A 24,888-nucleotide genomic window follows, 5' to 3' on the forward strand; every position below is an offset into this window, starting at 1 on the left:
ACGGGAAGGACGGGAACGGCGAGAAGGACGGGAAGGGCGCTGAACCGTCAGGTGCCGGGTCGCTGTGGCGTCGTGCCGAGCCAGGCCGTGGTGTCCGGGCCGAGGTGGCCGTTCTCGAGTGGTGTGCTGGTCAGGAGGAGTTCGCCCGGGGGCAGGGGGACCGGTTCGCGGGACAGGTTCGTGATGCAGCTCCAGCCGCCGGAGCGGACGAACTGCAGTACGCCCGGGGCGCTGTCCGCCCAGGTCAGCGACTCGTCGCCGAGCAGTTTGCGGCGTAGGCGCAGGGCCGTGCGGTAGAGCTCCAGTGTGGAGCCCTCGGCCTCTTCCTGGGCCTCGACGGAGTAGGAGGCGAAGCTCTCCGGCTGCGGCAGCCAGGCGGCGCCCGGGCCGAAGCCGTACGACGGGCCGGTGCGGGTCCACGGGAGCGGGACGCGGCAGCCGTCGCGGCCCTTGCGGACATGGCCGGTCTGCTCCCAGATGGGGTCCTGGAGGACCTCTGGGGGCAGGTCCGCGACCTCCGGCAGGCCCAGTTCCTCGCCCTGGTAGACGTACGAGGAACCTGGCAGCGCCAGCATGAGCAGGGTCGCCGCGCGGGCCCGGCGCAGTCCGCGTGCCGCGTCGATCGCGGGGGCACGGCCGCCGGACAGCAGCCATGCGTCCGGGTCGGTGCCCTCGGGGAGGACGAGCCGTGAGGCGTGCCGCACCACGTCGTGGTTGGACAGCACCCAGGTGGCGGAGGCACCGGCGGCGCGTGCCGTGTCCAGCGAGACGGTGATGACCTCGCGCAGTTCGCGGGCCGACCAACCGGTCTTCAGGTACTCGAAGTTGAACGCCTGCCCGAGCTCGTCCGCGCGGGCGTACAGCACGCGCCGGTGGTTGGGCACCCACGCCTCGGCCACCGCCATCCGCGGCGGCGTGTAGGCGTCCAGGACCTTGCGCCAGTCGCGGTAGATCTCGTGGACCTCGTCCCGGTCGTAGAACGGATGGCTGCCGTCCGCCATGGTGACCAGTGCTTCCTCGCCCTGCAGGTCGTCGCCGAGGTCCCGCAGCGGTTCCGTGAGGTCCTTGGCCAGACCGTGCGCGACATCGATACGGAAGCCGTCGACGCCGCGGTCGGACCAGAAGCGGAGTGTGGTGCGGAAGTCGGCGCGAACCTCCTCGTTGTCCCAGTCGAGGTCGGGCTGCTCGGGGGCGAACAGATGCAGGTACCACTGCCCGTCCGGCACCTGCCGCCACGCGCTGCCGCCGAAGACGGACTGCCAGTCGGAGGGCGGGAGTTCGCCGTGGGCGCCTCGGCCGTCCCGGAAGACGTACCGGTCGCGTGCGGCCGAACCCGGCCCGGAGCGCAGGGCCTCCTGGAACCAGACGTGCTGGTCGGAGGTGTGGTTCGGGACGATGTCGACCAGCACCTTCAGGCCCAGGCGGTGGGCCTCGGCGACCATCGCGTCGAAGTCGTCGAGCGTGCCGAGGCGCGGGTCGACGTCGCGGGGGTCGGCGACGTCGTAGCCGCCGTCGGCGAGTTCGGACGGGTAGAAAGGGCTGAGCCACAGGGCGTCGACGCCGAGGGTGCTCAGATGTGTCAGACGGTGGGTGATGCCCCGGATGTCACCGAGGCCGTCACCGTCGGCGTCGGCGAAGCTGCGCGGATAGATCTGGTAGATGACGGCCTGGCGCCACCAGTTGGGGTCCTTGGGTGAGATGTCGGGCGCGGACGCGGAGCGTTCGGTCACGCGGTCTCCCTTGCGAGTGCTTCGGTGCGGCGGGATCGGGTTCGTCGGCGGTTCAAGTGATCTACCTGGCGGAGGCGGACAGCCTCGACTTCAACGTTCTTGCCCAACTGTCAGCTCCGTACGACCTGTTGTGAGCGCGGCGTCCGGGTCGCCGAGTGCGTCGGCGAGCCGCGCCAGGAGGGTACGGAGCTGTTCCCCGCCGTCCTGCGTGAGCAGGTGGCCCAAGTCCACAAGGACCGCACATATCTGACGGTCCATCTGCTGTCGGCGCTGGAGTCCGCGCGGGGTGAGCTGGGCGAGTACGCGCCGCCGGTCGGCGGGGTCGATCCGCCGGTACACCAGGTTCTGGTCGACGAGTTGGTCGACGATCTTGGTGAGGCTGGACATGGGCAGGAAGACGCAGTCGGCGATGGCCGACATGTTGTGCCCCCGGCCGTCGGAGAGCAGGTCCAGCACCCGCCAGGCCTCGATGGAGCAGTCGAACTCGTCGAGTACGGACTGCACTCGGCGTACGGAGAGGCGTTCGGCCCGCGTCAGCAGCCGGAGCAGTTCGTGGGGCCGGGCGGCCATCGGCACTCCTCAACTCGGTTCCTTGGCCCGCCGGTCCGCGCGGGAACCCCCAGCAGCGTACCGCCGGGATCCGCACTCTTGACAGCCTTCAACGGAAAGCCAATACTTCCCGCAGGAAGCATTAATTATCCTTCCCCAATCCGTTATCGAAGCCGTTGCCGAGATGCCGAACGCACGCATCTCTGGTGGCGGCTTTTCTTTTTCACCGGCCAGTTCCGTGCGCCAGGCGAAACCGCTCTTTAAGTCCGCCGAAACGCCCTGGAAACGACATCCCCCCAGGCTGTGGACCGCACTTCAGCGGATCCGGCCCGGACACCACCACTGGACGGCAGGGAATTCGCGCGCCAACGCCGCCGCCTCTGAAGCGCCTTGTGTCTCTTTCCCCAACCCCCTCCGCTCCGCTCCTCCCCCATTTCCCTCTCATTCCCCCCACCCACCTCACCGATTCGTCCTCGATTTCCCCACCGCCCTTCTTGGGCAAGGAGGTATTCCATGTCCGGGCTCAGCATCACCAGACGCGGACTTCTGACGGCCGCGTCGGCCGTCGGCGCGTCCGCCGCCCTCAGCGCCTGCGGCGCGAAGACCGGCAGCGGCACGTCATCGGACGCGGCCGGGGCCACGGCGGACACCTCCGGCAGCACGGTGAAGATCGGCCTGCTGAACTCGCTGTCGGGCACCATGGCCATCAGCGAGGTCACGGTGCACAACGCGCTGCTGCTGGCCGTCAAGGAGATCAACGCCGCCGGCGGCGTGCTCGGCAAGAAGCTCAAGGCCGTCAGCCAGGACGGTGCGTCGGACTGGCCGACCTTCGCCGAGAAGGCGGAGAGCCTGATCAAGGAGGACAAGGTCGCGGCCACGTTCGGCTGCTGGACCTCCGCCAGCCGCAAGGCCGTCAAGCCGGTCTTCGAGAAGTACAAGTCGCCGCTCTTCTACCCCGTGCAGTACGAGGGCCTGGAACAGTCGCCGTACATCTTCTACATCGGCGCGACGACCAACCAGCAGATCGTCCCGGCCCTCGACTATCTCAAGAAGCAGGGCCTGACGCGGCTCTACCTGGTCGGCAGCGACTACGTCTTCCCGCGCACCGCCAACAAGATCATCAAGGCGTACGCGAAGGCCAACGGCATGACGGTGGTCGGCGAGGACTACGCGCCCCTGGGCTCCACGGAGTTCAGCACGATCGTCAACGAGGTCAAGGGCTCCGGCGCGGACGCCGTGTTCAACACCCTCAACGGCGACAGCAACGTGGCCTTCTTCAAGGAGTACAAGTCCGCGGGGCTCACCGCGAAGAGCATGCCGGTGCTGTCGGTCTCCATCGCCGAGGAGGAGGTCGCGTCCATCGGCACGCAGTACCTCGAGGACCAGCTCACGGCGTGGAACTACTACGAGACCACCCCGGGCGCGGCGAACGAGAAGTTCGTCAAGGCGTACCAGGCCGAGTACGGGGCCAAGAAGCCGACCAGCGACCCCATGGAGGCCGCGTACATCTCGGTCTATCTGTGGAAGGCGATGGTCGAGAAGGCGGGCTCGTTCGACGTCGCCAAGGTCAAGGCGGCGGCCGACGGCATCACCTTCGACGCCCCGGAGGGCAAGGTCACGGTCGACGGCGCCACGCAGCACGTCTACAAGACGGCCCGGATCGGCAAGATCGGCTCGGACGGGCTGATCACCGAGGTGTGGAACTCGGGCAAGCCGGTCAAGCCGGACCCGTATCTGAAGGGCTACGACTGGGCCTCCGGCCTCTCCTGAGTCCGACTCCAGTCCCTGTCATGGCGGACCCGGCCTCCAGCACTTGGGCCGGGTCCCGCCCCGCGCCCGCACCCCGTCCCGACCCGGAGCCGCTCCATGACGGTCATCCTCAACCAGTCCTTCACCGGCATCAGCATCGGTGCCGTCCTGCTGCTCATCGCGCTCGGTCTGACCCTCACCTTCGGGCAGATGGGCGTGATCAACATGGCGCACGGCGAGTTCATCATGGCCGGCGCCTACACCACGTACGTCCTGCAGAAAGCCATCAGCGGCGCCGGAGTCTCGCTGCTCGTCGCCCTGCCCGTGGCATTCCTGGTCGCCGGTGCCATGGGCGCGCTGCTCGAATGGCTGCTCATCCGGCGCCTCTACACCCGGCCGCTGGACACCCTGCTCGTCACCTGGGGCGTCTCGCTGATGCTGCAGCAGCTCGCCCGGGACATCTTCGGCGCGCCCAATGTGCAGACCCGCGCCCCGGACATCCTCACCGGCAACATCGCGGTGGCGGAGGGCATCTCGCTCGCCAACAGCCGCCTGTTCATCCTCGGGCTCGCCCTGCTGTCCGTGCTCGCGCTGACCCTCGTACTGCGGTTCACCCCGCTCGGGCGGCGCATCCGGGCCGTCGTGCAGAACCGGGACCTCGCCGAGGTGTCCGGCATCGCCACCGGCAGGGTCGACCGGATGACCTTCTTCATCGGCTCCGGTCTCGCGGGCGTGGCGGGCGTCGCGATCACCCTGGTCGGCCCGATCGGCCCGACGACCGGCACCAACTACATCGTCGACGCCTTCCTCGTGGTGGTTGTCGGCGGCATCGGGCAGCTGAAGGGCAGCGTGATCACGGCCTTCGTCCTCGGCGTCCTGCAGTCCGTACTGGAGTACTCGACGACGGTCAGCGTCGCCAAGGTGATCGTGCTGGTGGCGATCGTGGCCTTCCTCCAGTGGCGTCCGCAGGGCCTGTACACACTGCGCACCCGGAGCCTGGCATGACGACGACATCCGCACCCACGACACCGGCGCCCGAGGTCACGAAAGCGACCTCCCCGCTCACGCGGTTCCGTGTTCCCGGCGGCTTCGCGCTCGGCGCCGTCCTGCTCCTCGGCATCGCACCGCTCGCGCTCACCGACTTCCGGCTCGCGCTGCTCGCCAAGTACCTGTGCTGGGCGATGGTGGCCGTCGGCGTCAGTCTCGCCTGGGGGCGGGGCGGGCTGCTCGTACTCGGCCAGGGCGTCTTCTTCGGCCTCGGCGGCTACGCCATGGCCATGCACCTCAAGCTCGCCGACGCCGCCGACACGGGCATTCCGGGCGCGCTGCCGGACTTCATGCAGTTGTACGGCACCGGAGAGGCGCTTCCCTGGTGGTGGAAGCCCTTCGGCAACCCAGCCTTCGCGCTCGCCGCGACCGTGCTGCTACCCATGGCCGTCGCCGCGGTGCTCGGCTTCTTCGTCTTCCGCCGCCGGGTGCGTGGCGCGTACTTCGCGATCCTCAGCCAGGCGCTCGCCGCGGCCCTGGCGATCTGGCTGGTCGGCCAGCAGGCGACCACCGGCGGCACCAACGGGCTCACCGACTTCCAGGGCTTCTTCGGATACGACCTGGACGACCCCGCAAACCAGCGGACGGTCTACTTCGTCATCGCCGTCAGCCTGCTGCTGCTCATGGCCGCGGCCCGGCAGCTGTTCGTCAGCCGCTACGGCGAACTCCTCATCGCCGTAAGGGACTCCGAGGAGCGGGTCCGGTTTCTTGGCTACGACCCGGCCAACGTCAAGCTGGTCGCGTACGTCGTGGCAGCGGGCATGGCGGGCCTCGCCGGGGCCCTCTTCGTACCGGCCGTCGGGATCATCTCGCCCGCGCTGATCGGCGTCGTGCCGTCCATCGGCTTCGTCATCGGCGCTGCCGTCGGCGGACGGGCGTCCCTGGTGGGCGCAGTGCTCGGCGCGATCGCGGTGGCCTGGGCGCAGAGCACGCTCTCGGACGCCTTCCCCGGCGCATGGACGTATCTGCAGGGCCTGCTGTTCGTCGTGGCGGTCGGCTTCCTGCCCGGCGGACTCGCCTCGCTGGGGGCGGTCATCCGACGCAACCGCATTCGTACTCGTTCGGGAGAGGCAGCATGAGCGGCGAGGGGCTGACCATCCGCGGTCTGCGGGTGTCGTTCGACGGCTACACGGCGGTCGACGGCGTCGATCTCGACGTACGTCCTGGCGACCTGCGGTTCCTCATCGGCCCGAACGGGGCGGGGAAGACCACGCTGGTCGACGCGGTCACCGGCCTGGTGAAGGCCACCGGATCGGTGCGCTTCGGCACGAACGGCGACGGCACGGAACTCATCGGCAAGCCCGTACACAAGATCGCGCGGCTGGGCATCGGCCGTACGTTCCAGACGGCCACGGTGTTCGAGGAGCTGACCGTACTGCAGAACCTCGACATCGCTGCCGGGGCCGGGCGCGGGCCGCTGACGATGCTGCGGCGCCGCAAGGGCATACCGCAGCCGGTGGCGGAGGCGCTGGAGACCACCGGCCTGACCGCCCTGCGCGACCGGCCGGCGGGGGTGCTGGCGCACGGGCAGAAGCAGTGGCTGGAGATCGGGATGCTGCTGGTCCAGGACGTGCGGCTGCTGCTGCTCGACGAGCCGGTCGCAGGGATGAGCCACGAGGAGCGCGAGTCGACCGGGGAACTGCTGCGGCGGGTGAGCGAGGACAGCACGCGTACGGTCGTCGTCATCGAGCACGACATGGACTTCATGCGGTCCTTCGCCCGCAGCGTCACGGTGCTGCACGCGGGCAAGGTGCTCAGCGAGGGCACGGTGGCGCAGGTCCAGGCGGACCCGAAGGTGCAGGAGGTGTACCTGGGGCGCGCCCGTGCCGAGGAGTCCGCCGACGCGGCACCCGCTGTTCCGTCACCGGCCACCGGTGAAGCCACCCCCACCACGACGGCCTCGGCGCAGGAGGCGTGATGCTCGAGATCGACGACATCCGGGTCGGCTACGACCGCACCCCGGTCCTGCACGGCGTCACCGTCGCCGTCCCGAAGGACGGCGTGGCCGCCGTGCTCGGCCACAACGGAGCCGGGAAGAGCACCCTGCTACGCGCGGCCATGGGACTGCTCAAGCCCGGGAAGGGCACGGTGCGGCTGGACAGCGAGGACATCACCCGCCTCGCCCCGCACCAGCGGGTGACCCGCGGCATGGCGTACGTACCGCAGGGGCAGCAGGCCTTCCCGCACCTGACCACCGCCGAGAACCTCCAACTCGTCGCGGACGGAAGGCCGGACGGAAAAGAGGCGATCGCGGAGGCGCTCGACCTCTTCCCCGCCCTGCGCGAGCTGTCCGGCCGCCGCGCCGGGCTGCTCTCCGGCGGCCAGCGCCAGCAACTCGCCATCGCCCGCGCCCTGATCACCCGCCCCCGGCTGCTCCTGCTCGACGAGCCGACCGAGGGCATCCAGCCCTCCGTCGTCGCCGAGATCGAGGAGACGATCCTCGCCCTGACCCGGCGCGGCGGCCTGTCCGTACTCCTCGTCGAGCAGCACGTGGGCTTCGCCATGCGCGCGGCCCAGCGGTACTACGTACTGGAGGCGGGCCGGGTCACCTCCTCAGGTGAGGGCGGGGCGGAGGCCGAGCAGACCGTGCGGGCGGCGCTCAGCGTATGAAGCAGGGCCCCGGCGGCCGCTGGAACGGGCCACGTCCGGGGCCGGTCACCGGCATAGGATGCACGGATGAGCGACAAGGCCACGGGCGCGGCGGCCATCGCCCTGACCCGCGAGTCCCACCGCACCGATCTGAGCGACACCGCCGAGACCGGCACAGCGGACGGCACGAAGGACCAGACGCCGGCGGCGACCGCCGACGCCACTTCCTGACACCGGCACATCGCCGTCCTGCCGCCACGCGCGGCAGGCGGACCCCCAGCGGACGGCCGACTCTCAGCGGACGGCGGGCCCCCGGCGACGGAACCGGAGGCCCCGCCGTCCGCGGCGTCCGTCCCTGAGCGCATCCCTCGGGCCCCTCTGTCCCGGAGCGCACCCATCGGCCCTCTGCCCTGGAGCGCACGCGTCGGGCCCTCTGCCCTGGAGCCCTCTGCGGCACTCCCCTCGCACGGGCGCTCGATCCCTCGCAGGGCGACACTGGAGACATGACCCCGTAAACCGCGAGCCGACCTGGGGTGATCCGATGAGCACTCTCGAAGAACATGTCGACATCGATGTTCCGGTCGATGTGGCCTGGGACTCCCTCCACCGCGTGGAGAGCTACCCACGGTTCCTCGAAGGAGTACGCGAAGCGCGTACGGAGGGCGCGAACAGAGCGCACCTCGACGTGGAGGCGGGCGGCCGGGCTCAGGCGTTCGACACCCAGATCACCGACCGCGCCGACACACACACGATGGAGTGGAAGACCACCAGCGGCCCCGACCTGGCCGGATCCTTCTCCCTGCTGCCCATCGACCAGCAGCACACCCGGGTCCAGGCCCGGATCGAGTACGACCCGAGTGCCGTGAGGGAGGCGTTCGGCGGACCCAAGGGCTTCGCCCAGGCGACCGCGATCGAGCGGCTCGTACGGAACGACCTCGAGCAGTTCAAGGGCCTGGTCGAACAAGGACGCTGAGGCCGCGCGCGGCGACGACTCCCTGCGGGGCGGCCAGGCGGCCGCCCCGCGGCTTCTGCCCTGATGCGCAATCGGCGGGTAGGCCGGTTGCCGGGTTGCAGAGGCCCAGGATCCGATGTATGCCCCCCAAGGGGCCCGGACGACGCCGTAAGGCGCTGAGCTGCCACGACCCGCCACGAACGCCTGCCGTGAATTCCGGCTTCCCGGGCGAGGGAAAAGCCGACACGGCGGAGGCGGGACTTTCTCTTTTGTGTGAACCCCGGAGCGGACATCCGCGCGTCGGGTCGGTGCCATGCGGCGTCGTGCAAGCCTGACCTACGCAATTTCTGTTCGCAGGAATTCGCAGAAACGACCGTTCAGGCCAGTGCGGCAAACGGGTGAATCCGGCTTCGAATTGACTAGGCGAAACGTTTCCTCACCCCACATCGCATCGTTCATGGGTTGCAGGTCATGGTGCGAGTCGAGTCGTTCAAGGTCCGGCCCGCTCGGATGATCCGTCACATTGGCATGACCGCAGAAAGGGAAAATCCGTGCAGTTCAAGAAGACCGGGACACTGGTCGCGGGAGCGCTCATGGCCGTGGGCATGGCGTCGCCGGCACTCGCCGACGCCGATGCGAACGGCTACGCCTCCGACTCCCCGGGCATCCTCTCCGGCAACGTCATCCAGGCCCCCATCCACGTGCCCGTCAACGTGTGCGGCAACACCATCAACGTCATCGGCTTCCTGAACCCGGCGATCGGCAACGACTGCGTGAACAACGGGTCCGGGCCTGACGGCGGCCACGAGGGGCCGCCCTTCGGCCACAAGCCGCCCTACTACGACGGTGAGCACGACCACCGCCCCTGGGACAAGGACAAGTGCGAACCCTGCAAGCCCGACCACCCGGACCCCTGCGAGGAGGACGGCATCTGAGTCGCGTCGGATAGTGGGTAAGGGAATCCTCGCGGCCGCGGCCGCAACGGGCTTCCTCTCCCTGCCTGGCGCATACGCCCTTGCGGGCGCGGACGCGTCCGGATCGGCATCGGACTCGCCCGGCGTTCTGTCGGGCAACGACATCCAGGCACCGGTCGACGTACCGGTCGACGTCTGCGGCGACACCGTGGACGTGGTGGCCGCTGTCAACCCCGCCGTCGGCAACACCTGCGGAAGCGACGACGCTGACGCACCTCACTGCTGCAGTAACGATCCTGCCGGGAACGACCCCGCCAGATCGGGCCACTGTTGCGGCAGCGAACCGACCGGTTCGGGGCTCGGCAACGAGTCACCAACGGTTCCGCGCACCGCGGAGCCCGGCGCGGGTCAAGGTCCCCGCGCCAACCCGGCTGGACCCCTCGAAGGACAGGGACAAGAACGAGAGCTCGGCGCCTCCCCGCAGAGCGGCTCCTCGATCCCGGCCCAACGGGTGCACAGCTATGGCGAGCTGGCCGCGACGGGTGATCCCGGCAACGCGATCGGCATTGCCGCTGCCGGAGCGGGGCTGCTCACCGGCGGTGCGATGCTGTATCGACGCGTCGGGGCCACGGCTCGCCGTTGACGGTCGCTGCAGGCGGTCCGCTGGCGTTCCGCCGCCGGCAGCACCGATAGGCCGTTCCCGTTCCGGAGCCCAGATCCGGAACGGGAACGGCGCCTTTTTATGGGCGATCCATTCGCCCGAGCCACCATAACAGCGGATCATCCGGCACCGAATTCGGCGCAGAACCAGGCATCAGTGCGCGGCTCCGGATAGCACCGAGGGCCTTCGGAACCCGCCCCATTTGGGCTTGTACGTAAACGTGCATCACCCAATCGGCGGCACAACCCGGGTGAAAAAGAACCGTTGTGCATAGGGTCGGGCACCCGTTCCGGCCACGCAACCGAATACCAAGGAGCATTTCTCCATGTGGCGTACCGCGAAGGTTCTTGTTCTGTCCGGCGTTGCCGCCGCCACCGTGGCGGGCACCGCGGGCGTTGCCGCCGCCGACGCTGACGCGACGGGCAGCGCCGCCAACTCCCCGGGTGTGCTCTCGGGCAACGTCATCCAGGTCCCCGTACACGTCCCGGTGAACGTGTGCGGCAACACCGTCAGTGTCATCGGCCTGCTGAACCCCGCGGCCGGCAACTCCTGCGTCAACGACTGAACAACCGGGTCGGCTCCTCTTCACGGCCGGTCCCCTTCCGTGGCCGCTCTCCGCATTACAGGGGGGCGGCCACTCGGTCACTACGGAGCCTTTGACACCACGGTGTTCCTTCACACGGGGCGCAGCGTCTGGGGCGAAGCAGCCGCTGCGGCCTCTGCGTCGTGCCGGTCCTCCGGGGCCGGCACGACGTGTGTCCGGCGCGCTACGGGGTGGTGAGGCGGACCGCGAACACAGTGGTGTCGTCGGCGAGATGGCCGCCGGCGTGCCGCAGCGTCGCGTCCTGTACCAGCCGGACCAGTCGTGACGGCTCTGCCACGCGGGGGTCGTCGACGAGCGCCTCGGCGATCTGCTCGCGCAGCGGGAAGAACTCGCCGCTCGCGTCGCGTGCCTCCGTCACCCCGTCGGTGACCAGCAGCAGCGTCTCGCGGGGCGCGATGCGGACCCGCTGCAGCGGTGGCGGCCCACCTGCCAGATCGCCGAGTCCGATGGGCAGCCCGTCGCCGGCCGGCAGTTCGCGTACGCCGTCCGGGCCGACCGCCAGCGGCGGTTCGTGCCCGAAGTTGACGATGTCGATGTACACGCCGTGCCCGCCGTCCTCGCTGTCGTCCTGGTCATCGTCCGCGTCGTGGTCTGCGTCGTCGTCCGCGTCGTGGTCTGCGTCGTCGTCCGCCCGGTGGTCCGGTGGCGGGAAACCGATCAGGACCGCGGTGGCGAAGCGCTCGCTGTCGAGTGCGGCGTCGGCCTGGATGACGTCTCCGCTGGCCGTGACGGCGTCGCCTCGGGCGGTGTCCATCACGCCCGTCGTACCGTCTGTGTACGCGCTGTCGTATGCAGGGTCGTAGGTGCTGTCGTATGCGCTGTCGTATGCGCTGTCGTGCGCGCCGCCGTATGCGCCGACGCGGCCGCGAGCCGCCTCGATCAGCGCCATATGGGCACGGTGGCGACGCATGCGGACCTCCAGTCGCTCGGCGACGGTCGCGAGGTCCGGCTCGTGGTAGCCGGATTCGCGGAAGCTGCCGAGCAGCACCGATGCCACGGCCACCGCGCCCAGGCCCTTGCCCTGCACGTCGCCGACCAGGAGGCGGGGACCGTGCGGACTGGGCTGGATGTCGTAGAAGTCGCCGCCGACCAGTGCCTCGCTCTCCGCCGTGAGATAGACCGCGGCATGGTCGAGCCCGTACCAACGCGACGGCAACGGGCGCAGCACGGTGCGCCGGGTCGTCTCGATGATGTCCCGCATGTGCCGCATGCGCCGCTCCTCGCGGACCCTGATCCAGCACGCCGCCGTGGCCAGGACGCCGCCGAGCGCGACAAGGATGAAGTCGGGCAGACCCGCCTGGTACTGGCGCTCCCAGCCGACGTCGATCAGGAAGTACGTGACCATGGCGACGACGGCGTAGGCCACGGTGGTCCACACGCCGCACATCGCCGCGGCCGTGGCGGGGACGACGACGAGCCACGAGATGGTCCGGAACTCACCGGACGTCTTCACGTCGATGAAGACGACCACGAGGAGCACGACGAGCGGCAGGATCCAGGCGATGCTGTGGCCGCGCACGCGCAGGTACGACTGGGGTGGCCGGGCCTCCAACTTGTCCATCACCTGCGCCACCGGCTCAGTACGCGACCGAGATCCGGGTGCGCGGATGGGCGTTGCTCTCGAGTTCCTCGACGAAGGCGGCCGCGTAGTCCTCGACGCTGATGCGGCTGTGGCCGTCGGCGTCGCTGAGCAGCTGGTCGCCGCCGATGCGGAACGTGCCGGTGCGTTCTCCGGGGCCGATCTCCGCGGCCGGCGACACGTAGGTCCAGTCGAGGTCGCCGATGGTGCGGTAGAAGGCGAGGACGTCGCGGTGCGCGAGCGCCTCGCCGAGGTAGTCGGCGGGGAAGCCGGGCTGGTCGACCAGGGCCTCGCCGGGTGCCACCTCCAGGCTGCCCGCGCCGCCGACGACGACCAGCCGCGAGACGCCGGCGGCCCGTACCGCGTCGACCAGGGCCCGGTTCAGGGCGAGGAAGGGCTCCCTAGGGTCGCTGCCGTCGCGCGGCGGCACCAGTGCGGAGGCGACCGCGTCGTGCCCGGCGGCGAGGGCGGCGATGCGGGGCGTGTCCGCGGCGTCCGCGGAGGTCGAGGTCACGCCCGGTACGGGTGCCTTTCCGGAGCGGCTGACGCAGGTGACGTGGTGACCGCGGGCGGTGGCCTCGACGGCGATGCGGCTGCCGACCATGCCGGTGGCGCCCAGCAACACGATCTTCATGTACGGCTCCTGTTGTGCACCGCGCGGACTGCGTCCAGCCAAGCATGATGGGGTACGGGGCGCATCCGGACGGTTCGATGCGCCCGCCGTCGTGGGCACCACATGAGACCGGTCGGTCTTATGACCAGACAGCCCCTGCCAGGGCCGTGCCGACGAAAGCCGCGCCCAGGGCCGCCATGATGCTTGCGGCGATGTTGGCCGCTGCCAGAAGGCGGGCGCCGGTTTCGGCGAGGCGGAGTGTCTCGTACGAGAACGTCGAGTACGTCGTCAGGGCTCCGCACAGGCCCGTGCCGATCAGCAGTTGTATGGGGGACGAGGTCGCGCCGGCCATGACCGCGCCGGTCACCACGCCCAGGATCAGGGATCCGGCGATGTTGACCGCGAAGGTGCCCCAGGGGAAGACGGTGTCGTGGCGGGACTGGACCGCGCGGTCGGTGAGGTAGCGCAGGGGGGCGCCCACCGCGGCGCCGACGACGACGAGCAGCCAGTTCACGTCTCCCGCTCCCGTCCGGCGTATGTGACGACCTCGCAGTCGTCGAGCATGACCAGTCCTTTGGCGACGAGATCGTCGAGTTCGGGCAGGAACGCGCGTACCCGTTCCTTGGTGTCGACGATGACGACGGCGACCGGCAGGTCCTCGCTGAGCGACAGCAGCCGCTGGGTGTGGACGAGCGAGGACGCACCGAACCCCTCGATGCCCTTGAACACGCTCGCGCCCGCGAGGCCCGCCCGGTGCGCGCGGTGCACGATCTCCGTATAGACCGGGATGTGGTGGTACTGGTCGCTCTCGCCGACGAAGACGGTCAGGCGCACGGCGCGGCCGGTGAGGCGCGGGGTGGGATTCGTCATCGTCTCCTCCTGGAGGCTGCCACGGCCACTGCCGCGGCCGTCGCGCGGCGGGTGGCCGCGGATCCGGCCCAGACCGCGGCCAGCGCGGCCACCGGCGTCAGGGCGAGATACGCAAGGGCGGTGCGCACCTCTCCAGAAGCGGTCAGACGCTCGATGTCCACCGCGTACGTGGAGAAGGTGGTGAAGCCGCCCAGGACACCCGTGCCGAGGAAAGGCCGCACCAGCGGGTGCGCCTGCCGGCCCTCGGTGATCACCACCATGAGCACGCCCATGAGCGCGCAGCCCACGGCGTTCACACCGAAAGTCGTCCAGGGGAAGGTGCCGTGTGCGGTCGGCCAGAGCAGCGAGGCGCCGTAGCGGGCGGCGGCGCCCATCACGCCGCCCAGCGCGACGACGGCGAGCACTGGACCCTGCCCGCGCAGCAGCAACGGCACACGCGTGACCACCAGGCCACCGTCGGCACCGGCACCGCCCGCCACACCCTCGGCCGCCTCGGCTCGACGCGCTCCCATGGACCCCAGGCTACGGCGGGCGCGTTGTGCGGCTCCTCCAAGGGTCCGGCTCCTGACTTGCCACCGGTCGCTCCCAGGTGTGCCCTGGAAGTCGGGGCGAAGACGGGGGTCAGCAGAGAGAGGAGCCTCGTCATGGCTCACGTGGCACGCGCATCCGGAACCACCGGCATATCCCGCATATCCCGCATACGGCCGACCACCACCGCCGCATGGACGGTACCCGTCGTCCTCGGCCTCGTCTACGGCCTCTGGGCCTCCGGTATCCAGCGCGACGCCGGCCCGGTCACCGTGGGAAACGTCTTCTTCGGGATCCTGATGGGAGCCCTCGTCGCGGGGATCACGTATGCGCTGCACAGCGCCGGGCCCCGTATGCGGCGCGAGACGCGTGCGCTCGCCTGGACGGCTTTCGCGGGCATCGCGATCGGCTATGTCTTCAGCCTGACCGGAGCCAGCGTGCTGTGGTCCACGGTCCTCGCTCTGTGCGTGGCGGCCGGCGTCTTCGCGGCGGCCTTCTACCACTACTACTCGACCGAGGGCGAGACGGACATCGGCCGGATGAGGCGGACGACCGGACCCACACAGTCCGAATGGTCCGAGGAGTAGAAGCGAGCCGCACGGTCCGGCCGGATCAGATCCGGCCGGACCGCGGTGTTTCTTCCATTGCGCCTGTTGGGCTGTCCGGACTTCTGCATCCCCAGGCCTGTCCGGACTTCGGCGTCCAGCTAGGCCTGTCCGGACTTCGGCGTCGTGTCGGGCGTCAGCGCCGTCAGCCATGGCTGACGCAGCAGCGGCTGGTTCGTTCCGTCGTACGACAACGGGTCCGTGCACCTCTGGTACGGGCACGGGTCGGTGCAGTCGGGCACGGACCGGCCACGGGTGTCCACGTACTCGGCGTTGGCCCAGCCCTTGGCTCCCTCGAGCCAGTACCAGTACGGGTTGTCGGCGACGGTCGGGCCCGTCGTCCTGCACTCGACGCGGTCATGGGTGCCCCGCGCCAGTACCGCCACGACCGCGGAGGTGTTGTTCGGGTCCTCGCGGACCTGCAGATCGGAGGGAGACACCACCGTGCCCTGGATGTCCTCCTCGACTGCCGGGACGCCCGCGGACGCGGGAGCCGTGGCGGCAAGGGTCAGGGCGCCGCCCGCGAACAGGCCTGCGGCCACGGTTCGGAAAGCCGTAGTACTGCGCATGATCGCCTCCTTTGCCCCTCGTCCAGGAAACACCCGTTCAGGTGAACGCTCCACCGGAGCGACTACGCAGCGTGAGCGGATCCTTGATGAAGGGCCGCCGTACGGGACGAAACCGCCGTCGTGGATCGGGACCGTCCCGCACCGGCCGCCCGGATCCATCGGAAGGGCGTCTTCGCGCGGCCGGATGCAGTCGCCCCGATGGTGGCCGGGGCGATCGGGGTGGGTCATGGAGGGGTGCGGAGAGTCCTTTCAGCGGTGCTGATCACCGTCGCGTGCGCCCTTGCCGCGCCGGGCGCGCTGTCCGCGTGGGCGAGGTACGAGATCGGGGACACCGACGCGTATGTCGCCGCGATGGCGCCGCTCGCGTCCGACGCCGATGTGCACACCGCCGTCGCCGACGCGGTCGCCGACGCGGTGGTGAGGGAGATCGACACGAGCGAGCTCGGATCCGACGAGGCCGTCGAGAGCTTCGTGCACGAGGCGGTGCGGTCCTTCGCCGGTACCAGCGCCTTCAGGACCGCGTGGGACGCGGCGAACCGCGCGGCCCACGGCGCGGTGATGCAGGCCCTGTACGGCGGCGGCGGCCGGAGCACGGGCGACGACACCCTCGCGGCCGGCCGCACCGGCCACGATGCGGGTGACGGCGAGGGCGGTGACGGCGTTGGCGACGACGGTGACGGGGGCGGTGTCACCATCGACCTCGCGCCCATCACGGAGCAGGTCAAACGCCAGTTGGTCGCCGACGACGTGCCGTACGCCGACCGCATTCCGGTGCGGCACACCGAGGTCACCGTGATGGATTCGGCGTCATCGGGGGCCTTGCCGCAGCTGCGCAAGGGGTTCCGGATGCTTCAGATCACCGGCTTCTGGCTGCCCGTCGCGGTGTTGGTGCTCGCGGTGGCCGGGATCGCGCTGGCCGTCCGCAGGCGCCGCGCGGTCACGGCCGCGGCGTTCGGCATGGCGCTGGGCGCGGCGCTCCTGGAGGCCGCGATCGTAGTGGGCCGACGCCTCACGCTGGACGATCTGCCACCGGACGTGTCCCGCGCGGCCGCGGGAGCGGTGTACGACGCGCTGACCGAATCGCTGCGCACGGTGGCGTGGATCATCCTCGCGGTGGGCGTGGCGGTGATGCTCGTCGGATGGGTGCTCGGGCGGTTCGGGGGAGTCGGGCCGGTCCGGCGGCTCCGGGAGATCCGGACGCTTCGGTCACCTCTGATCAGCCGTGACGCGCGGCCTCGGCCAGGGTCCGAAGAGCCGCCGCAAGATCCGGCGGCGGAGCAGACGCAAGTCCGAGCCTGACGGCGTCCGGGGCGGCGCCGGGGCCGACCGCGAAGGCGGAGCCCGGCGTGACGGCGATGCCACGCTCGGCGGCGGCAGCCGTGAACGTATCGGCGCGCCAGGGCGGAGGCAACTCCCACCAGACGTAGTAGCCGTACGGGTCGGCACGCACGGCAAACCCGTCCAGATGCTCGGCGACGAGCCGCTGCCGCCGGGCGGCGTCCGCCCGTTTGGCGGCGACCAGCCGGTCGACGACGCCGTCCTCGATCCAGCGGACCGCGGCCTCCAACGCGAAGCGGGAGGCGGTCCAGCCTCCCGAACGGAGCGTTGCGGCGACATGGCCGCCGCCGCTCCCCGTCCCCGGCGCCCCCGCCGATGCCGGCACGGGCACCGGCACCGGCACCGGCGTCTGCACCGCCGTCGGCACCGGCATCGGCATCGGCATCGGCATCGGCATCGGCATCGGCAGGACGAGGAACCCGACCGTGAGCCCAGGGGCCACCCGCTTCGACAGTCCGTCGACGACGTACGTGCGCTCGGGGGCGTAGGCAGCCAGCGGCGGTGGGGCGTCCGTGTGGAGGAAGGACCAGATGCGGTCCTCGACGACCGGCAGCCCCAGGTGCCGTACGGCGTCGGCGAGTTCCTGCCGCCTCCGCCCGGTCGTCGTCAGCGAGGTCGGATTGTGCAGGGTCGGCTGCACGTACAGCGCGCTCAGCGGCGCCCTCCGATGGGCGGTCTCGAGCGCGGCCGGCAGGATCCCCTCCTCGTCGGAGGCGAGCGGCACCAGGGTGACGCTCAACCGCTCCGCTATCTCCTTGACCAGCGGATACGTCAGCGATTCGACGCCGACGCGGCCTCCCGGCCGGGACAGCGAGGCGAGCGCACCCGCGATGGCCTGGCGCGCGTTGCCCGTGAACAGGATCCGGTCGGGGGCGGGAGACCATGCCCCGCTCTGGCCCCCTCCGCACTCGCGGGCCAGCAGCGCGGCGACCGCCTCGCGCGCCCGTGGCGTACCCGCGGCGGGTGCGGTGCGGGTGGCGTCCGCGAGGACATCGGGGCGCAGCAGCGGCGTGAGCGCGTTGCCGAGCAGCTCCGACTGCCCGTCCATCACAGGGTAGTTGAGCTCCAGATTGACCGGTGCCGCCGTCGCGGGCTCGGCGAGCGCCCGTCCCGACGGCGGTGGTGCGGCCCGGACGAACGTGCCGCGCCCGACCTCGCCGACGACCAGCCCGCGGCGCACGAGCTCGGCGTAGACCCGCCCGGCGGTCGAGGGGGCGATGCGGCGCCGACGCGCGAAGGCGCGCTGCGGCGGCAGCCGGTCGCCGGGTCGGAGCCGCCCCGAGGCGATGTCCTCGGCGACCAGATCCGCGATGCGCCGGTAGTCGTTCACGGCCGTACCACCTCTCTTGCCTGCGTCCTTCTTTCCCACCCGCCCGATTGCACCGAGAGCAAAGAGCTTATTGCACCGAGGAGTTGAGGCGTTCTAGCCTCCTGCCCATGGCACCCTTCCTCGCATACGAGGACAAAGGCGCGGGAACCCCCCTTGTCCTGATCCACGGTCATCCCTTCGACCGGACGATGTGGTCACCACAGGTCGCCGCCTTCGCCGGCAGCCACCGGGTCATCGTCCCCGACCTGCGCGGCTACGGCGCCTCCCCGGTGACCCGGGGGATCGTCCCGCTCTCGACGTTCGCCGAGGACATCGCGCAGCTCCTCGACACCCTCGGCATCGACCGCTTCGTCCTCGGCGGGCTCTCCATGGGCGGCCAGATCGCGATGGAGTGCTACCGGCTCTTCGGCGAGCGCATCCGCGGCCTGGTCCTGGCGGACACGTTCCCGGCGGCCGAGACGCCCGACGGCAGGCAGTGGCGGCGCGACCTGGCCGACCGTCTGCTGCGCGAGGGAATGAAGGGGTACGCCGACGAGGTCCTGTACAAGATGGTGGCGCCGGACGCCCACCCGGACGTCGCCGCCCATGTGCACCGCATGATGACCGCCACCGACCCCGAGGGCGCGGCCGCGGCACTGCGCGGCCGCGCCGAACGCCCCGACTACCGCGACCTCCTCACCCGTGTGACGGTCCCCTCTCTGGTGGTGGTCGGGCGCGACGACGCGTACACCCCGGTCTCCGACGCCGAGGCCATGCACGCGGCCCTGCCCCAGTCGACGCTCGCGGTCGTCGAATCCGCGGCCCACATGCCCAACCTGGAACGCCCGGCGGAGTTCAACGCTGCCCTGGCCGAGTTCCTCGCGCGCATCGAGGACTGAGCGCGCCCCCATGCCCGGCGTGGCTGCCGTCGTGCGCCGCTGGGCGGCGGACGGCAACCGTCTGCCGCGCAGCCCCGTCTTTGAGGGAGGATTCGGGCATAGCGCGGAACCTCGGAAACCTCGACGGAAGGCGGGCCTTGGAGAGCACAACGGCCAGGGAGGTGCCCTCGTGCCCTTGACGGTGTGGGAGAGGGACGGGGACGAACCAGGGGCCAGGGAGGACGAGCCTGTGTCCTACCGGGGTGGCCGCCGGGGCGGGCGGCGGCTCGGTGCATGGCTGGCCGGGCTGCTGCTGCTCGGCGTGAGCGTGGTCGTCGGATGCCGGATCGCCGACACCGACGGCATCTCGCCCGTGCCGCAGCTGCTCGCCTTCCTGCCCTGGCTGCTCGCCCCCACCGGCGCCGCCCTGCTGTTCGCGGCACTCGCACGATGGCGTACGGGACTGGTGTGGGGCGTCGTCGCCCTCGGCGCACTCGCCTGGTTCATCGAGCCGTACGGCCAGGCCACGCAGGCGCGCGGCACACCCGTCGCCGAACTGCGCGTCATGACGTCCAATGTCGAGTTCGGCCAGGCGACCCCGTCACTGATCGCTGCCGTGAAGCGCGAGCGCCCGGATGTCGTGTTCGTCGAGGAGTGCGATCACGGCTGCTCGTCGGCCCTCACCGAGGAGTTCGGCGACGATGGGGCTCCTTCCGATGCCCTTGAGGCAACGGGGGACTACCCGTACCGCCGGGCCGTCGAGGGATACGGCTCCGAGGGATCGGTCATCCTCAGCCGGTACCCCCTCGCGTCCGCCGGGGGCGTCCCCGGCACCATGGGCATGCCCGGCGCGGTCGCCGATGTGAAGGGCCACCCGGTGCGGCTCCAGCTCGCGCACCCGATGCCGCCCCTGCCCCGCCAGGTCGGCACCTGGCGTCGCGAGCTCGGTGCCCTGCGCGACTTCGCGGCCGAGAGCAGAGGCGGGGCGACCATCCTGGCCGGAGACTTCAACGCCTCCCAGGACCACGCCGCCTTCCGCCGCATCCTCGACACCGGACTCCGCGACAGCGCCCGCCTCGCCGGCGCCTCCCGCACCCCCACCTGGCCGGCCCGGACCTCACCCCGGTTCGGTGTCCAGATCGACCACGTGCTGGTGTCGGAGGAGTTCTCCGTGCGCTCCGTACGGTTCCTGGACCTCGCCGCCACCGATCACCGGGCCGTGCTGGCGGATCTGACGCTGCACCGGCGGGGCGGTACGGGGAGCTGACGGCGCCGGCACGTCGGTACGCGGGAGGGGGCGCCCCGGTCCGGGGCGCCCCCTCTTGCTTCTCAGACGAGCAGTCGTACCGCCGGTCAGATACCGATGTTGCAGCCGTCCTCGCGCCAGACCGCCACCACGGACGGGCGGACGTGCTTGCCGGGTCCGTCGGGCCAGGCGCTCGCGGGGTTCTCGACGGAGGCGCCGTCGACCTCGCCCGGGTGCTGGACCGCGACGAGGACCCGGCGGTCCTGGATGATCGGGCCGCAGGTCTCGGCGCCGGTGGGCATCGTCAGGAACTGCTTGAGCTCACCGCGCCGCTCGCCGCGCGTCGCGACGCCGAACAGGCCGTCGTGCGTGCCGAGCGCGTTGCCGTCGGTGGAGATCCACAGGTTGCCGTACGGGTCGAAGGCGACGTTGTCCGGGCAGGAGATCGGGGACACCTGGTCCTTGGGGAAGCCCGCGAAGTAGGTGGCCGGGTCGTTCGGGTCGCCCGCGACGAGGAACAGCGACCAGGCGAAGGTCGTCGACTCGGCGCGGTTGCGGGACTCGGTGAGCTCCAGGACCTGCCCGTGCTTGTTGAGGTTGCGCGGGTTGGCCTCGTCGGCCGGGGCGAAGCCGGTCTTGCCGCGGTTGGTGTTGTTCGTGAGCGCGACGTACACCTTGCCGCTGTACGGGGACGGCTCGATGTCCTCGGGGCGGTCCATCTTGGTGGCGCCCACCTTGTCGCCGGCGAGACGCGTGAAGACGTACACCTCCTCGGCGGTCATGCCGTCGACGTGCGAGACGGCGCCGTCGGGACCGGCCGTGGCCAGCGGGATCCACACACCGCTGCCGTCGAACTCGCCGTCGGACGGCAGCTTGCCCGTGCCGTCGATCTCGGCCGCCGGGGAGTCGCCGGTGAGCTTGGCGACGTACAGCGTGCCCTCGTCGAGAAGGGTCAGGTTGTGCTCGTGCGCGGCGCGCGAGCCGCCCTTCGCCACCCGCTTGCTGGAGACGAACTTGTAGAAGTAGTCGAACCGCTCGTCGTCGCCCATGTAGACGACGGGGCGGCCGTCCTCGGTCAGGCGCGGCTGCGCGGCCTCGTGCTTGAAGCGGCCGAGCGCGGTGCGCTTGCGCGGGGTGGACTCCGGGTCGTACGGGTCGAGTTCGACGACCCAGCCGAAGCGGTTGGCCTCGTTCGGCTCCTTGGAGAGGTCGAAGCGGTCGTCGAACCGCTCCCACTTGCGCTCGGAGACGGCGGTCGTGACGCCGTACCGCTTGAGGCGGGCGACGGTGGTCGCGTCCGTCACCTTGTCGAAGCCGCCGAAGTACTGGTTGAAGTTCTCCTCGCCGTGCAGCGTGGTGCCCCACGGGGTCTCGCCGCCCGCGCAGTTGTTGAGCGTGCCGAGGACCTTGGTGCCGGTCGGGTCGGCGGTCGTACGGACGAGGGCGCTGCCCGCGGCCGGGCCGGTGAGGCGGAACTCGCTGGTGGCGGTGAGGCGGCGGTTGAGGCGGTGGCGGGAGACGGCGGTCAGCTTCCCGCTGCCCCGCTCCTCCTGCACGACCACGACGGACAGGCCGTGCGCGGCCCAGGCGACCTCGACCTGCTCACGGGTCGGGTTCGCGGCGTCGTAGCCCTCGAACATCAGGATCTCGTCCGTGTACTCGTGGTTGGCCACGAGTACCTGGCGGCCGTACTCGCCCCGCAGGGGCAGCAGGCTGAGGAAGTCGCAGTTGTAGCCGAACTGGCCCGCCTGGGCCGCGGCGGACTGCTTGTCCGGGTCGAAGGCGGGGGCGCCGCGCAGGATGGGCTCGCCCCAGCGGATCACGACGTTCTGCGCGTAGCCGTCCGGGACGGTGACGGCGTCGTTCTTGTTGGGCGCGACCGGCGTGAAGCGCAGGCCACGCGCGCCCTTCGCGCTCGTACCGTTCCAGCCTTCGGTGGTCGTCGCGGCCGCAGCCCCCGGGGCACCCGCCCCCACGACCGCTCCCCCGGCGGCCGTGGCGACGGTCACGACGGCGGCGGCCCGCATCATGGACCGCCGGCTGAGCGCACCGGCTATGACATCGCCGACGTACTCGTTCTCGCTTGTGTTCGGCACCTCGTGAAAGCAGGCGTCACCACAGCGGAACCGGCAGGTCATCGCGGACCGGCCGCCCGCGTGCGAGGTGATGATCGGCAGCAGTTTGCGCACTGTCCCCTCCGTATGTGCACATGAACCGGCGCTCCCTGCGCCGACACGGACCGGAGTCCCCCGGGCCCGCGTCGCTGCGTGCGGCGGTCGTCCGCCCTGCGCTGCCCGCGCCCATCTGGCTGATTCCGGTTGTTTCCGGCGTGACGTTAGGGGCGGAGGCCAGCAGAGTGACGGACTTCGGATGAACGCCGGGTGAACCCCAGGCACACTCACGGGAGTTGGCGGCCCGGACGCCGTCGGCCATCCGCCCCTGGGAAGCCGCTGGAACGCTGGGCAGTACGCGGAAGCAGCCCCTCCCCAAGATCGTCGAATACGGCGGCTACCCTTACGTGTCCTTCCTGGCCAGGAATTACGGGTACCAACTCATGCGAAGGGTTGCGCACATGGGCATTCTGAATCTCCTGCGGAACGCGTTCGGACGGTCGCGCAAGGGGCGTGACGGGGACGCCGTCGGGGAGCAGGGGCCCTCGTCGGCTGCCTCGGCCTCTTCGTCGGCCTCCTCGTCGGCCGTCGCGTCGTCTACGGCGACCAAGACCTCGACGGCGACGGAGGTGAAGGTTCCCGCGCCCGCGAGCGAGCCGGAGCCGTCCGTGGTGGACGAGCTGGTGTCGCAGGCGTTCGACAATGTGACGGTGCCGGGGGCGCGGGCCGCCTCGGCGACGCGGGAGCCTGCGGCTCCCGAGCCGGAGCCCGAGGCCGAGGCTACGGCGCCTTCGTCAGAGCCGGAGCCTGAGGCCGAGGCTGCGGCCGTGGCGCCCGCCCCCGAGCCCGAGGCCGAGCCCGTTGTCGTGGCGCCCGCCCCGGAGCCCGAGGGCGAGCCCGTTGCCGTGGCGCCAGCCCCGGAGCCCGAGGGCGAGCCCGTTGCCGTCGCGTCTGAGCCGGTGGTTGCTGTTGAGGCTCCCGAGCCGGCGCCTGAGGCCGAGGCTGCGGCGCCCTCGGGAGAGGCTGAGGTCGAGGTTGCGGCTGCCGCGCCGGAGGCTGAGGCCATGGCGCCCTCGCCGGAGCCTGAGGCCGAGGTCACGGCTTCCGCGCCGGAGCCTGAGGGCGAGGTCACGGCTCCCGACGTTGTCGCCTCTGAGAAGGAGCCGGGGGTCGAGCCGGTGGCTGTGGCTTCCGAGCCTGAGGTGGAGGCCGAACCGCCGGTTGTGGCTCCTGAGACGGAGCCGGAGGCCGAGGTCGTGGCCGAGGCACCCGCCCCGGAGCCCGAGCCCAAGCCCGTGGCTGCAGAACCGGACGCCGTGACCGCGGCTCCCGAGCCGGCGCCCGTGGTCGAGGCCCCGGCCGTGGTGGAGGCCGTGGCCGCAGAGCCCGAGCCTGAGATTGTGACCGCCGAGCCCGTGACCGCGGCGCCAGCGTCCGAGGCCGAGTCCGAGTCCGAGTCCGAGTCCGAGTCCGAGTCCGAGTCCGAGTCCGAGTCCGAGGCCGTGGCCGAGGCGCCCGCCCCGGAGCCCGAGGCGCCCACGCCGGCGGCCGAGCCCGAGCCCGAGGCCGCGAGCCCAGCCTCTGCCGAGGAAAGCCCGGCCCCGGCCGAGGTAACCGCCACCCTGGCCGAAGGCGAAGCGGAGGGCCCCGCCCCCGCAACCCCCACCGCCAAGCCCGCCCTCTCCCTCGCCCGCGTCAAGGCGGCGGCGCCCGGGCTCGTGCCCGCGTACAAGGCCGCCGGCGCCGTGCTCAAGGAGCAGGACCTGGTCGGCAGCCGGGCCCGTGTGTACCTCGTGCTGGACCGCTCCGGGTCCATGCGCGGGTACTACAAGGACGGCTCGGCGCAGAGCCTCGGCGAGCAGGTGCTGGCGCTGGCCGCGCACCTGGACGCGGAGGCCACCGTGCACGTCGTCTTCTTCTCGACGGAGATCGACGGAACGGGCGAGCTCACGCCGGCCGAGTACGAGGGCCGCGTGGACGAGCTGCACGAATCGTTCGGGCGGATGGGCCGCACGAGCTACCACCGCGCTGTGGAGGAGGTCGTCGCGGACTACGAGAAGTCGGGCTCCGAGGGACCCGCCCTGGTGATCTTCCAGACGGACGGCCCGCCGGACGCCAAGGGCGTGGCGACGCAGGCCCTGGCCGACGCGACCAAGCACCCGCTGTTCTTCCAGTTCGTCGCGTTCGGCGAGCACGACGCCAAGGGCTTCGACTACCTGCGCAAGCTCAAGGCCGACAACGCCGCGTTCTTCCACGCGGGCCCGACGCCCCGCGAGCTCACGGACGAGGAGCTGTACGAGGGTCTGCTGGCGGTCTGGCGTCCGTAGGGCACCAGAGGCTCGCCCCAACAGAGCGAGCCGTACGGCCCCGACGGGGCCCGGGCTTTACCCCGGGCCCCGTCACGGTAATCCTCACCGCCCGTAATCGGTGTGAGTCGATCTTCACGG

The 24,888-nt window shown here is 70.9% G+C and carries 24 protein-coding genes and 1 pseudogene; 15 read left to right on the forward strand and 10 right to left on the reverse strand.

The features are described from left to right. Positions 1–47: 47 nt before the first annotated feature. Together H1D24_RS05330 and H1D24_RS05335 are read right to left on the reverse strand one after the other, a co-directional pair. Positions 48–1,730, reverse strand: a complete 1,683-nt coding sequence (locus H1D24_RS05330) for a glycoside hydrolase family 13 protein (RefSeq protein WP_181656188.1) — start codon at positions 1,728–1,730, stop codon at positions 48–50. 90 nt (positions 1,731–1,820) lie between these two features. Then, a complete protein-coding gene (locus tag H1D24_RS05335; RefSeq protein ID WP_181656189.1) occupies positions 1,821–2,300 on the reverse strand; it encodes a MarR family winged helix-turn-helix transcriptional regulator in 480 nt (159 codons plus the stop codon). Between the two features lie 492 nt (positions 2,301–2,792). Here H1D24_RS05335 and urtA point away from each other — a divergent pair, with 492 nt between their 5' ends. The 10 genes and pseudogenes from urtA to H1D24_RS05385 all read left to right on the forward strand — a co-directional run bounded on the left by urtA (position 2,793) and on the right by H1D24_RS05385 (position 10,756). Continuing rightward, positions 2,793–4,049 (forward strand): urea ABC transporter substrate-binding protein, encoded by a 1,257-nt coding sequence (urtA, locus tag H1D24_RS05340; RefSeq protein WP_181656190.1) that lies wholly within the window; start codon positions 2,793–2,795, stop codon positions 4,047–4,049. 96 nt (positions 4,050–4,145) lie between these two features. Further along, complete coding sequence (gene urtB / locus H1D24_RS05345; RefSeq protein WP_181656191.1) at positions 4,146–5,033, forward strand: urea ABC transporter permease subunit UrtB; 888 nt, start codon at positions 4,146–4,148, stop codon at positions 5,031–5,033. Next, positions 5,030–6,154, forward strand: coding sequence for an urea ABC transporter permease subunit UrtC (gene urtC / locus H1D24_RS05350; RefSeq protein ID WP_181656192.1), 1,125 nt, complete (start codon positions 5,030–5,032; stop codon positions 6,152–6,154). Before urtB ends, urtC begins: the two co-directional genes overlap by 4 nt. Further along, a complete protein-coding gene (gene urtD, locus H1D24_RS05355; protein WP_181656193.1) occupies positions 6,151–6,993 on the forward strand; it encodes an urea ABC transporter ATP-binding protein UrtD in 843 nt (280 codons plus the stop codon). The genes urtC and urtD overlap by 4 nt, the downstream gene beginning before the upstream one ends. After that, complete coding sequence (urtE, locus tag H1D24_RS05360) at positions 6,993–7,685, forward strand: urea ABC transporter ATP-binding subunit UrtE (RefSeq protein ID WP_181656194.1); 693 nt, start codon at positions 6,993–6,995, stop codon at positions 7,683–7,685. The genes urtD and urtE overlap by 1 nt, the downstream gene beginning before the upstream one ends. Before the next feature lie 66 nt (positions 7,686–7,751). Then, the gene (locus H1D24_RS05365) at positions 7,752–7,895 is read left to right on the forward strand and encodes a hypothetical protein (RefSeq protein WP_181656195.1); all 144 of its coding nucleotides are present in this window, start codon (positions 7,752–7,754) and stop codon (positions 7,893–7,895) included. Positions 7,896–8,205: 310 nt separating this feature from the next. Further along, complete coding sequence (locus H1D24_RS05370) at positions 8,206–8,637, forward strand: SRPBCC family protein (RefSeq protein ID WP_181656196.1); 432 nt, start codon at positions 8,206–8,208, stop codon at positions 8,635–8,637. A gap of 572 nt (positions 8,638–9,209) precedes the next feature. Beyond that, positions 9,210–9,398, forward strand: a pseudogene (locus H1D24_RS42115) (chaplin); the annotation flags it as partial. A gap of 166 nt (positions 9,399–9,564) precedes the next feature. After that, positions 9,565–10,173, forward strand: a complete 609-nt coding sequence (locus H1D24_RS43490) for a chaplin (RefSeq protein WP_181656197.1) — start codon at positions 9,565–9,567, stop codon at positions 10,171–10,173. Positions 10,174–10,516: 343 nt separating this feature from the next. Beyond that, positions 10,517–10,756 carry a chaplin gene (locus tag H1D24_RS05385; RefSeq protein WP_181656198.1) on the forward strand — a complete coding sequence of 80 codons (240 nt, stop codon included), beginning with the start codon at positions 10,517–10,519 and terminating at the stop codon, positions 10,754–10,756. Between the two features lie 202 nt (positions 10,757–10,958). Here the strand turns inward: H1D24_RS05385 and H1D24_RS05390 are convergent, their stop codons facing one another. The 5 genes from H1D24_RS05390 to crcB (H1D24_RS05410) all read right to left on the reverse strand — a co-directional run bounded on the left by H1D24_RS05390 (position 10,959) and on the right by crcB (H1D24_RS05410) (position 14,369). After that, the gene (locus tag H1D24_RS05390; protein ID WP_181656406.1) at positions 10,959–12,356 is read right to left on the reverse strand and encodes a PP2C family protein-serine/threonine phosphatase; all 1,398 of its coding nucleotides are present in this window, start codon (positions 12,354–12,356) and stop codon (positions 10,959–10,961) included. A 16-nt stretch (positions 12,357–12,372) separates the two neighbouring features. Further along, positions 12,373–13,008, reverse strand: coding sequence for an NAD(P)-dependent oxidoreductase (locus tag H1D24_RS05395; protein WP_181656199.1), 636 nt, complete (start codon positions 13,006–13,008; stop codon positions 12,373–12,375). Positions 13,009–13,126: 118 nt separating this feature from the next. Continuing rightward, on the reverse strand, positions 13,127–13,501 hold the full coding sequence (crcB, locus tag H1D24_RS05400; RefSeq protein WP_181656200.1) for a fluoride efflux transporter CrcB: 375 nt from the start codon (positions 13,499–13,501) through the stop codon (positions 13,127–13,129). Further along, on the reverse strand, positions 13,498–13,857 hold the full coding sequence (locus H1D24_RS05405) for a DUF190 domain-containing protein (protein WP_181656201.1): 360 nt from the start codon (positions 13,855–13,857) through the stop codon (positions 13,498–13,500). Before H1D24_RS05405 ends, crcB (H1D24_RS05400) begins: the two co-directional genes overlap by 4 nt. Then, positions 13,854–14,369: a fluoride efflux transporter CrcB gene (crcB, locus tag H1D24_RS05410; protein ID WP_181656202.1), complete on the reverse strand. Its 516-nt coding sequence runs from the start codon at positions 14,367–14,369 to the stop codon at positions 13,854–13,856. The genes H1D24_RS05405 and crcB (H1D24_RS05410) overlap by 4 nt, the downstream gene beginning before the upstream one ends. 132 nt (positions 14,370–14,501) lie before the next feature. On the opposite strand from crcB (H1D24_RS05410), the gene H1D24_RS05415 reads away from it, so the two are divergent. Continuing rightward, positions 14,502–14,972 carry a hypothetical protein gene (locus H1D24_RS05415; RefSeq protein ID WP_181656203.1) on the forward strand — a complete coding sequence of 157 codons (471 nt, stop codon included), beginning with the start codon at positions 14,502–14,504 and terminating at the stop codon, positions 14,970–14,972. A gap of 119 nt (positions 14,973–15,091) precedes the next feature. Here H1D24_RS05415 and H1D24_RS05420 read toward each other — a convergent pair whose 3' ends face one another. Beyond that, positions 15,092–15,559 carry an SH3 domain-containing protein gene (locus tag H1D24_RS05420; RefSeq protein WP_181656204.1) on the reverse strand — a complete coding sequence of 156 codons (468 nt, stop codon included), beginning with the start codon at positions 15,557–15,559 and terminating at the stop codon, positions 15,092–15,094. Between the two features lie 255 nt (positions 15,560–15,814). On the opposite strand from H1D24_RS05420, the gene H1D24_RS05425 reads away from it, so the two are divergent. Continuing rightward, positions 15,815–16,858 carry a hypothetical protein gene (locus tag H1D24_RS05425; protein WP_309484209.1) on the forward strand — a complete coding sequence of 348 codons (1,044 nt, stop codon included), beginning with the start codon at positions 15,815–15,817 and terminating at the stop codon, positions 16,856–16,858. Here H1D24_RS05425 and H1D24_RS05430 read toward each other — a convergent pair. Beyond that, the gene (locus H1D24_RS05430) at positions 16,776–18,227 is read right to left on the reverse strand and encodes an aminotransferase-like domain-containing protein (RefSeq protein WP_181656407.1); all 1,452 of its coding nucleotides are present in this window, start codon (positions 18,225–18,227) and stop codon (positions 16,776–16,778) included. The two genes, H1D24_RS05425 and H1D24_RS05430, sit on opposite strands and share 83 nt — an antisense overlap. Before the next feature lie 107 nt (positions 18,228–18,334). Between H1D24_RS05430 and H1D24_RS05435 the strand changes: the two genes are divergently transcribed. After that, the gene (locus H1D24_RS05435) at positions 18,335–19,105 is read left to right on the forward strand and encodes an alpha/beta fold hydrolase (RefSeq protein WP_181656206.1); all 771 of its coding nucleotides are present in this window, start codon (positions 18,335–18,337) and stop codon (positions 19,103–19,105) included. 229 nt (positions 19,106–19,334) lie between these two features. Next, positions 19,335–20,351, forward strand: coding sequence for an endonuclease/exonuclease/phosphatase family protein (locus H1D24_RS05440; RefSeq protein WP_309484219.1), 1,017 nt, complete (start codon positions 19,335–19,337; stop codon positions 20,349–20,351). A gap of 86 nt (positions 20,352–20,437) precedes the next feature. Here H1D24_RS05440 and H1D24_RS05445 read toward each other — a convergent pair whose 3' ends face one another. After that, positions 20,438–22,519, reverse strand: a complete 2,082-nt coding sequence (locus H1D24_RS05445) for a PhoX family protein (protein ID WP_181656208.1) — start codon at positions 22,517–22,519, stop codon at positions 20,438–20,440. 383 nt (positions 22,520–22,902) lie between these two features. On the opposite strand from H1D24_RS05445, the gene H1D24_RS05450 reads away from it, so the two are divergent. Then, a complete protein-coding gene (locus tag H1D24_RS05450; RefSeq protein ID WP_181656209.1) occupies positions 22,903–24,768 on the forward strand; it encodes a VWA domain-containing protein in 1,866 nt (621 codons plus the stop codon). Positions 24,769–24,888: the final 120 nt, after the last annotated feature.

Origin of the sequence: Streptomyces himalayensis subsp. himalayensis (assembly GCF_013778455.1) — a bacterium.
In the GTDB taxonomy this organism is placed as follows: Bacteria; Actinomycetota; Actinomycetes; order Streptomycetales; family Streptomycetaceae; genus Streptomyces; species Streptomyces himalayensis.